The following is a 10,498-nucleotide window of genomic DNA, read 5'->3' as shown; positions in this document are numbered from 1 at the left end:
GATAATTGATAATTGATAATTGATAATTGATAATTGATAATTGATAATTGATAATGCAAAATTAGAGAATGGAGAAAAGAAACGTTATAAAAGAGAAATCTTTTGCATTTGCAATAGAGATTGTATTTCTTTATAAAGTTTTAGCCGAAAGAAATGAATTCATTTTATCAAAACAATTATTACGTTCAGGGACATCAATAGGAGCTAATATTAGTGAGTCTGAACACGCACAAAGCAAAGCTGATTTATTCACAAATTATCTATTGCCTTAAAAGAAGCCAAGGAAACAGAATATTGGATAGATTTATTATTTGAAACTAAGTATTTAAGTCAAACCGAATTTGATATAATAAAACCAAAAATAATAGAATTATTAAAATTACTCATAAGTATAATAAATACATCAAAAAAATAATTATCAATTATCAATTGTTAATTATCAATTAAAAAGATATGAAAGGACCCTTATTTTACTCAAAAATTCTTCTCTTCGGAGAATACGGAATTATCAAAGATTCTAAAGGTTTATCAATTCCCTATAATTTTTACAACGGTGCATTGAAAGTGGCTGAAAACCCCTCTGCTGAAGCCCTAAAATCAAACGAAAGTCTCAGACGATTTGTTACTTATTTAGAAAATCTTCAACAAGAGCAACCCGAATTAGTAACTTTCAATATTGAAATGTTAAAAGCTGATGTGGAACGAGGCATGTATTTTGATTCTAGTATTCCACAAGGTTATGGTGTTGGAAGTAGTGGCGCTTTAGTAGCAGCTATTTATGATAAATATGCCCATACTAAAATTACGGTTTTAGAGAATTTAACTCGCGATAAATTATTGCAATTAAAAACTATTTTTTCCCAAATGGAATCTTTTTTCCACGGAAAAAGTTCGGGCCTTGATCCTTTGAATAGTTATTTGAGTATTCCCATATTGATTAATTCCAAAGATAATATTGAGGCAACTGGAATTCCATCCCAAAGCACAACCGGAAAAGGCGCTGTGTTCCTATTAGACTCAGGAATTGTCGGAGAAACTGCTCCAATGGTGACTATTTTTATGGAAAAACTAAAAGAAGAAGGTTTCCGAAAAATGCTTAAATCTCAGTTTATAAAATATACTGATGCCTGCGTTGAAAATTTCTTAGGTGGCGATATGAAATCTTTATTTGCCAATACAAAGCAATTATCAAAAGTAGTTTTGAATAATTTCAAACCCATGATACCAGAACAATTTCACGGTGTTTGGCAAAACGGAATTGACACCAATGATTACTACTTGAAACTTTGCGGTTCTGGCGGTGGCGGTTATATTCTAGGTTTTACTGAAGACTTAGAAAAAGCAAAAAAATCCTTGAAAGATTATAAATTAGAAGTGGTTTACCAATTTTAATTTCCTAAAATGTTAAGCCGAAAAACAAAACATTTATTACTGAAAATCATCAGTATGTTTTCTGTGGTTCGTGGCTATAACATTCCTATCATTGCACTTGCTCAATATCTTTCGGCTATATTTATAATGGCTCCCGAAAAAAGAGCCCTTCAAGTAGTCTTAGATTTCAATCTTTTTATAATTGTAATTGTTTCCAGTTTAACCATTGCGTCTGGTTATATTATCAATAATTTTTATGACAGCAAAAAAGACCTTATTAATCGTCCAAACAAATCACAACTAGACAGATTAGTCAGCCAAAAGACCAAACTACAAGTCTATTTTTCAGTTAATTTTATCGTTTTCCTGCTGGCTTTTTTTGTTTCTTTTAGAGCGGTATTGTTTTTTTCAACCTATATATTTCTGATATGGTTTTACTCGCACAAGCTCAAGAAAATCGTAATTATTGGCAATTTAACCGCCGCATTTCTAGCTGTATTGCCATTCTTTGCCATCTTATTATATTACAAAAACTTGTATCCTCAAATTTTTGCCCATGCCACGTTCCTTTTCCTTTTGTTATTAATTCGGGAAATGATTAAAGATTTAGAAAACATCAAAGGTGATATTGCTAATGACTATTTGACTATTCCCGTTCTATATGGTGAAAATTTTTCGAAGAAAATTATAACATTGCTTACGGTTTCAACGATAATTCCAATCTATTTTTTGGTGGAACTATTTGAAGTGGGTTATATGGATATTTACTTTTATGTAAGTATGATTATTTTGATTTTCTTTTTACAAAAATTATGGAAATCCAACTCCAAACCAGCTTACTTAAAACTTCATAACATCCTGAAATTGCTTGTCGTTTCTGGCGTTTTTTGCATAGTGTTGATAAATCCAGAAGTGCTTATTCACGGAAAAATAGTAGAAATTATTGTGAAATAGGAGCCCAACTTCTATTCAATTGCAAAACTATTTTACTGCTTTACACTCTATTCCTAAAAAGGTCTTCTGTTGCAATCTGGGCTAAAAACAACCCCTAGTTTCACATAGTTTTTAAAACCGTATCTTTGCATAAATTATAGCATTTATGAATAACAAGGAAGGCAATAACAAACGTAGTGGAACTAGACCCAATAGTTCGAGACCCAATTCAAATAAGCCAAAACCTGCCATGGCCAAGAGAGCCCAAGGGCCTAAGAAAGCGAAGCCAACTACCGATGACGCCACAGCAAAACGCACACCAAAACCAGCAAAAGCCGTTCAAAATAACGTTCCAAAACCTTTGAAATCTGACGATATTCGATTGAATAAATATATTTCTAATTCGGGGGCGTGTTCTCGCCGTGATGCAGATATTTATATCCAATCGGGGAATGTGAAAGTGAATAATGTAGTGATTACAGAAATGGGTTACAAAGTAAAACCCGGCGATGTGGTTAATTTTGACGGTGCTGTTTTAACCCCAGAACGCAAAGAATATATAGTATTAAATAAACCCAAAAATTTCACGACTTCCAACGAAGATGATGCTGATCATAGAAATGTATTAGAATTAGTTCGTGCCGCCACCAAAGCCAATATTCAACCGATTGGCAGAATGGATAAGAACACAACGGGTTTATTATTATTCACCAATGATACCGATATGGTGAGAAAATTTAGCTTGCCTAATCAAAAATCAACTAAGATTTACCAAGTTTCGTTAGATAAAAATCTGAAATTTGAAGACTTTGAAAAAATTGCTGGTGGCGTTACACTTGACGGACATAAATTATACGTTGACGAAATCTCCTATATAGAAAACGAACCTAAAACAGAAATTGGTTTGAAACTGAGAACACCCAATGTAAAAGTTGTTCGCGCTATTTTTGAAAGTTTTAAATACGATGTGATAAAAATTGACCGTGTTTCTTTTGCTGGTTTGACCAAAAAGAATTTACCGCGAGGCAATTGGCGTTTCTTGACTGAACAAGAAATTATCAATTTGAAAAACGTTTAAAAAAAATATATTTATAATTCAAAAAACAACTAATTATGAAAAATATATATCACTTTTCAATGATGCTATTTTTGTCATTACTCTTTGTAAACTGCAAATCCGAACAAAAAACACAAGATTTTAAAGCCATAACTTCTTCTTATTTTGATGAAAAAAATGCGCTAAATCCATTAGATGCGACTCAAAATGGTCAGAATAAATTTGATGACCAATTGGTCTTTGAAATGACTGATTCCTACAGAAAGAAAAGAGCTGCTTTTTATGAAAAATACTTAAACGAATTACAAAGCGTTGATACCACTCAGCTTTCTGCTGAAGAAAAAATTAGTTATGATATTATCAAATGGGAATCGGAAGTGGGCACTTCGTTGTTACAACAAAATGCCAATTTAACTCCCATTAATCAGTTTGAAGGCACACATTTGACCTTAGGCCAATTTGCCAGTGCCGAAAGCGCACAACCTTTTAAAACAGAGAAAGACTATAAAAACTTTTTGAAAAGAATCAACTTATTTGCCGTTTGGATTGACTCCGCGATGGTTTATATGAAAAAAGGAATGCAAGAAAAGGTAGTGTTGCCAAAAGTTTTAGCCGAGAAAATAGTGCCACAATTTGAAAGTATTATTACGCCAAAAGTAGAAGACAATCTTTATTACTCGAGTTGTAAAAAATTCCCATCGGATTTCAGTGGAGCACAAAAAAGCAATTTATCAAAAGAATATGCAACTGCAATTTCAGAAAAACTGATGCCTCAATTTCAGAAATTCATAACCTTTATGAAAACCGAATATGTGCCTGCTTGTCGCTCAACAAGTGGTATTGGAAGTTTAAAAGGCGGAAATGCATTGTATAAAGTATATGCCAAACAATGGACCACTACCACAAAAACTCCTGAAGAAATTCACGAGTTAGGGTTGAAAGAAGTGGCGCGTATCAAAGCTGAAATGGAAAAGGTTAGAGAACAAGTAGGGTTCAAAGGCACCATAATTGAATTCTTTGATTTTGTTAGGGATAATCCAAAACTGAAACCTTTCCAAAAACCTGAAGAAGTATTGGCCAATTTTGAAAAAATACATCAAATCATTAAACCTAATGTGGATAAACTTTTTGCTTTACAACCTAAAACTCCATTTAGAATAAAACGTACCGAAGCCTTCAGAGAAAAAACCGCTAGTGCAGAATACAATCAAGGTGCGGCTGACGGCTCAAGACCCGGCACTTTTTATGTGCCTATTCCAGATGTGGCAAACTACAATTACTATGGCGATGAAGATTTATTTTTGCACGAAGCCATTCCTGGGCATCATTTTCAGATTTCGTTGCAACAAGAAAATCAGCAATTACCTGATTTTAGAAAGTTCAATTGGTTTGGCGCCTATGGCGAAGGTTGGGCTTTGTATTGTGAAAGTTTAGGGAAAGAATTGGGACTATATAATGATCCTTACCAATATTTTGGGATGCTAAGCAACGAAATGCACCGCGCTATTAGACTTGTGGTGGATACCGGAATGCATAACAAAGGTTGGACAAGAGAACAAGCCATAAAATTTTCTATGGAAAACGAAGCCGAAAGTGAAGCCAGCATTGTTGCCGAAATCGAAAGATATATGGCCTATCCTGGGCAAGCCTTGTCCTATAAAATTGGGCAAATGAAAATCTTAGAATTACGAGAAAAAGCTAGAACTGAGATGAAAGACAAATTTGATACTAAAGTATTCCATCAAAAAGTTTTAGAGTCTGGTGTAATGCCTTTGGCCTTATTAGAAAAGAAAATCAATTCTTGGATTGCTACAGGGAAATAAGAATAAAAAAGGATTTTATTTGAATGATGATACTACGAGAAAGATTCGTAAAGCAGTAGTGTTTACTTAAGAAAAATTTTTTGTTCAAATAGATTTTTAAACCAAATTTAATAAAGCTGATTCTGTTAACTCCTTTTTCAGTTTAGTTATTGAAGAAATAGAAACCTCTTCTAAAAAAAAAAATAATTATTTGTATGATTTTTTTTATGAATTATGTGCATTTTTGAAGTATTTTATTAAAATTATATTTGTAAATTTGATAAATCATTATATTTTAGCAAAAATTTAATTTAATTATGAAACACATTTATTTATTATTTATACTATTTTTTGTTACTCAAATTAGTTTAGGTCAAGACTTAACTAAATTAAATGGTTTTAAATATGGTATAGTAGACGATATTATTTATGAAGGCACTCGTTCAAATGATTTAGAATTTAAAGAAAAAATATCTGTTGCATTGAGAGAATTTGGAATAACACCTCTGTATCAAAACGATATTTTTCCTGATGATTTAAAGCAAAATCCTTGTCTAGGTGTATTAGTTGCTAATATGTTTTTTAGGGGTGGTAATGGTTCTGTACCTGCATATTTTTCGAAATTAAATTTTGTTGATTGTAGAGGTAGAATTGCTTTAATAATTGAATTAAGACATCAAGGAAATTATAAAGGCGCTTTATCCAAAACATTATCTAAATTAAAATCAAAAGAATATTTTTTCAGTCCACAACTTACTCCCAAAATAGAGTTTGCAGAGGTTGAAAATATTAATAAAAATGAAAATGAATTAAAAATCTATTTTGACTCAACAAAATTAGACCCCATTGAAGGCATTTACAAGTCTTATAAATCTGAAACTAATTATAAATTAGGACTAATTAAAGTTGGAGACTTATACAAAGCTATAATAATTGAAAGTGATTACCCGCAATGGAAAAAAGGAGATGTTAAGGCTATTTTTGAAAATACTGCTGCAGAAGGTGTTTTTTCTACTAAATGGTATTTGAGTAATAAAACATCAATAGAAACATTTGCAAATTTAGAAGGAGGTTTAATTAATATTGAAATGAAAAACTCTAATGGTGAAAGTGATGATTTGAAATTATTAAAATTATATCCCAAAAATTAATTTTATGAAAAAATATATATTTATTATTATTTTCTTTCCTATTATAGCTAATGGTCAAAAGTATTATGGCTACCCAAAACCGCCAATAAAAGTTGAGGTAACTGTAAAAAAAGACCCTTATGATTTTTCAACTTCATTTAATCAAGGAATGCAAGCGGGTGCTGCTGTTAGGCAAGCTGCAGCTGCTCAACAAGCTGCAGCTGCTCAGCAAGAATTAGTAAATATTGAGCGTGAAAGACTTCGACAAGATTATTTAGAAAAACAAAGATTAGAAAAAAAGAGAATTGAAGATGAAAAAAGAATTGAAGATGAAAAAAATCCTAATAGCATCTTAAATAAATTTAAAAATTCTAAACTGAAACAAGAAAATGATGATTTAAAAAGCAAGTTAATTAAAATGGAATTGCTGTTAGCCGAAAAAGAAAAATTAGAAAAAGAAAAATTAGAAAAGGAACGGATTGTAAAAGAGCAAATTAGCAAAAAGGGTATAAAAAAGAATTCAAAATAAAAATAAATCGAGAGCAACCTAAATGGTTGCTCTTTTTACTTAATAAAAAAAAGGGTTTTTTGTTTTGAATAACCAATTAAAATGTTAGATTTGTAAGATAAATCAATCTTATTAAATTATGAAAATTAGAATTTTAATGCTATCCATAATAGGATTGATATTTTTTAACTCCTGTTCAAATGATAGTAATTCAACATCACAAAATTTAGACCCGAATACTATTCTTCCGAAGAAAATAATCCGAGAAAGTGAATTGGGAGCGCCATCTACATCTTTCGAATTTTATTATAATCAAAATAAATTAGACCATATTCATTGCTTTCTTTTCAGTAATAATGGTTATATTTTAGATGAATTTGATTTTAATTACATATATAATGGTAATTTGATTTCGGAAATTAATGTTATTGATAATTCAGGTGTGGTTATTCATAAAACAGAATTTTCATATCTAAATAATAAATTGGTAAATAAAAAAATAACAAACGGACAATTGAATAGTATTATAGATTATACTGAGTGTAATTATGCTTATAACAGCTCTAACGATATTATAACAAGAAATCTAACACGCACATTTGATGGTAATACAACTACTACAACAGACACATTTACAATAGAAAATAATTTAATATTTAAAAATAATGCCGGTGGAAATTATACTTTTACATCGAGCCCATTTAAAAATATTATTGGTATTAAAGATGCCTTTATAGAGGGCGGATTAGAATTTAATCCAAATAATTGGGTAGATATATTTTTCTCTACTACAAAAAACTTAATTAGCACAGAAGGAGGTAATTATGTTTATATTTATAATGATATCGAATTCCCAACATCCTTATTCATTGATATAGATAGTTCTGATTCTACAATTTTTCAAATATTTTATCAATAAACTAATACTTTTAACATAAGTCTAAGTAAAAAAAACGACTATCAATTAGTTAGGTTTTTAAAATGTATATCAAATTAAAAAAACGTCTCAATTAAGAGACGTTTTAGTTTACTGTTTTATTAAAATTAAATACTGCCAAGCTTTAAGTCCAATTGGTCCGTCTGTTCTAAATTGTATTTTATAGCCCGACATATAATCTTTAAAATCACCTTTTAGGTTTATTGTACTTTGTAAAGTTTGATTAGATAAATTTGCAATAAAAACTACTTTTTTTCCATCTTTTTCACGTTCAAAAGCTAAAATATTTTCATCGTTTGAAGTAGTTAGTCTTTTGTAAGATGCTGGATTTTTGGCTCCATTTAAAGCAACATTTGAATTTTTTAATGCACTTAATTTTTCATAAATCGGAAACATTTTTCCTTTGTTATGTGTCAATTCATCTTTTACGAAAAATTTTAATCTTTTTTCAAAATCGTATTCTTGACCATTATAAATTAAGGGCATTCCTGGCATTAAGTAAGTTAAAGCAGCAAAAGTTTCTACTGCAGCTCCCATTCTTTCAAATTCAGTACCATTCCAAGAATTTTCATCATGATTGGAAGTAAACAACATTGAAAAATCGTCTTTATCATATTTTTTTGGATGTTCAATCATGTAGTTGTCAATGTCTTTTACGGTTTTTTTGCCTTGAGCAACATCATTCATAATATGATGAAAATCCCACCCATAACTCATATCGAATGATTTTTCCATTAAATTAGATTGTTCCGCCTCCATTAATTTGAAAATTGGTTTTATTTTTTCCAGTTGAACAAAGGCATCATCCCAAAAATCTACTGGAACTTCCATGGCAACATCACATCTAAAACCATCAATATTAGCTTCTTTCAACCAATAGCTCATGTCTGAAATCATTACTTTTCTAGTTTCAGGATTGGAATAATTTAGTTTTACAACATCAGTCCAATCAAATGGAGAAATCATTTTTCCATCTTTATCCGTTGCGTAATATTCAGGATGTTGTTTTACCCAAGGATGATCCCAAGCAGTATGATTGGCCACCCAGTCTATAATAACATATATCCCATTATCGTGGGCCTTTTTTACTAAATTTTTAAAATCTTGTAAATTTCCAAACTCTGCATTTACACCTTTATAATCTTTCACAGAATAATAACTTCCTAAGCCTTCTTTTCTTTTTTCAACTCCTATTGGGTGAATTGGCATTATCCAAAGAATTTTTACACCCAATTTTTTCAATTGTGGAATGTCTTTTGCAAAAGCATTAAACGTTCCTTCAGATGAATATTGACGGATGTTTGCTTCATAAATAACAGCATTTTCCATCATATTATCCGAAACTGCAGGTAATGATTTGGAATTGGAAACTTTTTTTTGTGCAAAGGCACCTAGCGAAATAATACAAAGTGTAACTAAAATTGTTTTTTTCATGTTTATAGTTTTTCAATTAATAAAATAGTATTTTTGGTATCAAATTTTATTTTTCCTCTTTTTACCACTGAAGTTTTTCCAGAGTAAGCATCTCTTACTTTCGTTCCATTTTTAAAAATAGCTCCAACAGAAATTTCTTTTTGACCGTTATTTAAATCCAACCCAACAACTACTGCATCGGTCATTTTTTCTTTAACAAATGTTCTACTGAATACATAAGGAGAACTTGAAATTTGTGCATGAAATCCCGCTCCAATAGCAAGGTGGTTTTTTCTAAAGTTACCTATTTTTTGCCAATGCAATTCTACTTCGGCTGTTTTAGAATTAGTATTTATATCCTTCCAATTCATAAACGAACGTAAAGTTGCGTCCCCCTTTGTGTCTTCAATATCTAATATCCGTGCACTTTCATCTCCGTAATAAGTTTGAGATATTCCAGGTGCTAACAATAATTTTGTTGCGCTTTCCATTGTTTTCTCCCTTTTTTTATCAAAAGGATTACTGTCATCATGGGATGAAATATAATTCATGACAGTATTGCCTTTTAAATCAGAATTCAGAATAGTAGAATATTTAGAAAATAATTCTTCGTACCCGATTTTAGCTTCATAAGGAAAAGCAAAATTGATTAATCCTGAGAATCCATTTTCAAAATAGTTCACTTTTTTATCTCCAAAATCATAAATTCTTTTTGAGCTAATGTTATAACCATATACTTCCCCAACCATAAAAAACGGATTAGCATCCAATATTTTTTGAGGATTTTTAGTTTTGAAATCAGCGAAAGCCATATCACAAACTTTTCTAAAATCGTTCCAAACATCTTCTTTTGTATGCTTGGCAGTGTCTACTCGATAACCATCGATGCCATAGTCAGCGATATAATCGGATAGCCATTTCATAATGTAATATTTTGGCGCCCGTGGATAACCAGTTTTCTTGAAAAACGCATCTAACTCGCTAATTTCTTCATCGTAACGTTCTTCTTTTTTCCATTTTTCTACCAAAAAAGGAGGAAGGGCAACACTGTCGTTGCTTTCTGTTTTAACGTCAGGAAGGTTTTCTACCAAAGTACAATTGATGTAAGTGTCATACGATTGGTAGGTGCATTTTGGGGAAGTTCTAACCCAGTCACTTGGGTAAACAGGATCTTCGGATGTAACAGGTCCAGTATGATTAATTACGGCATCCAACATAATTCGGATTCCTTTAGCATGAGATTTTTCGACTAATTCTGCTAAATCTTTTTTGGTTCCATAACTTAGATCTAACGAACTCCAATCTCTAGTCCAATAACCGTGAAATCCATAAGAAAATCCGGTTCCT

General features: G+C 31.0%; 9 protein-coding genes and 1 pseudogene. 8 read left to right on the top strand and 2 right to left on the bottom strand.

What is annotated here, in order from left to right:
• Positions 1-68 precede the first annotated feature (68 nt).
• The 8 genes and pseudogenes from ACOYLT_RS08125 to ACOYLT_RS08090 all read left to right on the top strand — a co-directional run bounded on the left by ACOYLT_RS08125 (position 69) and on the right by ACOYLT_RS08090 (position 7,720).
• Positions 69-415: pseudogene (locus ACOYLT_RS08125) on the top strand (four helix bundle protein).
• A 38-nt stretch (positions 416-453) separates the two neighbouring features.
• The gene (locus tag ACOYLT_RS08120; RefSeq protein ID WP_422853360.1) at positions 454-1,392 is read left to right on the top strand and encodes a mevalonate kinase family protein; all 939 of its coding nucleotides are present in this window, start codon (positions 454-456) and stop codon (positions 1,390-1,392) included.
• 9 nt (positions 1,393-1,401) lie between these two features.
• Positions 1,402-2,325, top strand: coding sequence for a geranylgeranylglycerol-phosphate geranylgeranyltransferase (locus ACOYLT_RS08115; RefSeq protein ID WP_422853359.1), 924 nt, complete (start codon positions 1,402-1,404; stop codon positions 2,323-2,325).
• A 145-nt stretch (positions 2,326-2,470) separates the two neighbouring features.
• On the top strand, positions 2,471-3,382 hold the full coding sequence (locus ACOYLT_RS08110) for a pseudouridine synthase (RefSeq protein WP_422853358.1): 912 nt from the start codon (positions 2,471-2,473) through the stop codon (positions 3,380-3,382).
• Between the two features lie 35 nt (positions 3,383-3,417).
• Positions 3,418-5,184: a DUF885 domain-containing protein gene (locus ACOYLT_RS08105; RefSeq protein ID WP_422853357.1), complete on the top strand. Its 1,767-nt coding sequence runs from the start codon at positions 3,418-3,420 to the stop codon at positions 5,182-5,184.
• Positions 5,185-5,480: 296 nt separating this feature from the next.
• Complete coding sequence (locus tag ACOYLT_RS08100; RefSeq protein ID WP_422853356.1) at positions 5,481-6,314, top strand: hypothetical protein; 834 nt, start codon at positions 5,481-5,483, stop codon at positions 6,312-6,314.
• Positions 6,315-6,318: 4 nt separating this feature from the next.
• Positions 6,319-6,822, top strand: a complete 504-nt coding sequence (locus ACOYLT_RS08095) for a hypothetical protein (protein ID WP_422853355.1) — start codon at positions 6,319-6,321, stop codon at positions 6,820-6,822.
• A gap of 118 nt (positions 6,823-6,940) precedes the next feature.
• Positions 6,941-7,720, top strand: a complete 780-nt coding sequence (locus tag ACOYLT_RS08090; RefSeq protein WP_422853354.1) for a hypothetical protein — start codon at positions 6,941-6,943, stop codon at positions 7,718-7,720.
• A gap of 108 nt (positions 7,721-7,828) precedes the next feature.
• Here ACOYLT_RS08090 and ACOYLT_RS08085 read toward each other — a convergent pair whose 3' ends face one another.
• Together ACOYLT_RS08085 and ACOYLT_RS08080 are read right to left on the bottom strand one after the other, a co-directional pair.
• Positions 7,829-9,172: an alpha-amylase family glycosyl hydrolase gene (locus ACOYLT_RS08085; RefSeq protein ID WP_422853353.1), complete on the bottom strand. Its 1,344-nt coding sequence runs from the start codon at positions 9,170-9,172 to the stop codon at positions 7,829-7,831.
• 2 nt (positions 9,173-9,174) lie between these two features.
• Positions 9,175-10,498, bottom strand: a 1,324-nt coding sequence (locus tag ACOYLT_RS08080; RefSeq protein WP_422853352.1) for an alpha-amylase family glycosyl hydrolase, incomplete at its 5' end; no start/stop codon positions are given.

This window comes from Flavobacterium sp. (genome assembly GCF_049318185.1).
In the GTDB taxonomy this organism is placed as follows: domain Bacteria; phylum Bacteroidota; class Bacteroidia; order Flavobacteriales; family Flavobacteriaceae; genus Flavobacterium.
This window is presented reverse-complemented; position numbering and strand designations above follow the sequence as displayed.

Bases quoted from the DNA above. Each gene is read 5' to 3' on its own strand.
- ACOYLT_RS08120 (WP_422853360.1), top strand. From the start codon at position 454: ATGAAAGGACCCTTATTTTACTCAAAAATTCTTCTCTTCGGAGAATAC.
- ACOYLT_RS08115 (WP_422853359.1), top strand. From the start codon at position 1,402: ATGTTAAGCCGAAAAACAAAACATTTATTACTGAAAATCATCAGTATG.
- ACOYLT_RS08110 (WP_422853358.1), top strand. From the start codon at position 2,471: ATGAATAACAAGGAAGGCAATAACAAACGTAGTGGAACTAGACCCAAT.
- ACOYLT_RS08105 (WP_422853357.1), top strand. From the start codon at position 3,418: ATGAAAAATATATATCACTTTTCAATGATGCTATTTTTGTCATTACTC.
- ACOYLT_RS08100 (WP_422853356.1), top strand. From the start codon at position 5,481: ATGAAACACATTTATTTATTATTTATACTATTTTTTGTTACTCAAATT.
- ACOYLT_RS08095 (WP_422853355.1), top strand. From the start codon at position 6,319: ATGAAAAAATATATATTTATTATTATTTTCTTTCCTATTATAGCTAAT.
- ACOYLT_RS08090 (WP_422853354.1), top strand. From the start codon at position 6,941: ATGAAAATTAGAATTTTAATGCTATCCATAATAGGATTGATATTTTTT.
- ACOYLT_RS08085 (WP_422853353.1), bottom strand. From the start codon at position 9,172: ATGAAAAAAACAATTTTAGTTACACTTTGTATTATTTCGCTAGGTGCC.